This window comes from Pseudomonas imperatae (assembly GCF_057128625.1).
The window spans coordinates 1-508 of sequence record NZ_JBSKHP010000097.1; the positions used below are offsets into that span (position 1 = coordinate 1).

Annotated in this window: 1 protein-coding gene; it reads right to left on the minus strand. The window is 67.9% G+C overall.

Annotated features, from left to right (window positions below; translation table 11 throughout):
• The coding region (locus tag ACWKWX_RS32790; protein ID WP_483829955.1) for an AAA family ATPase at positions 1–508 on the minus strand (508 nt) is incomplete at both ends.

The following is a 508-nucleotide window of genomic DNA, read 5'->3' on the forward strand; positions in this document are numbered from 1 at the left end:
GCTCGAGTGCGGCATCCTTCTCGATGAACTCGCGGTACTCGTCGAGGGTGGTGGCGCCGATGAGGCGCAGCTCACCGCGGGCGAGCATGGGCTTGAGCATGTTGGATGCCGCGACCGACCCTTCGCCGCCGCCGGCACCCATCAGCACATGCAGCTCGTCGATGAAGGTGATGACGCGGCCCTCGGACTCGGTGATCTCCTTCAGCACGCTCTTGAGGCGCTCCTCGAACTGGCCGCGGTACATCGCGCCGGCGACGAGGGCGGAGATGTCGAGGGAGACGAGCTCCTTGTTCTTGAGCGACTCGGCGACGTCGCCCGCGACGATGCGCTGGGCGAGGCCTTCGACGACGGCGGTCTTGCCGACGCCGGGCTCGCCGATGAGGACGGGGTTGTTCTTGGTGCGTCGGGTGAGCACCTGGCTGACGCGGCGGATCTCGCTGTCGCGTCCGATGACGGGGTCGAGCTTGCCCTGGCGGGCGCGCTCGGTGAGGTTGATGCCGAACTGCTC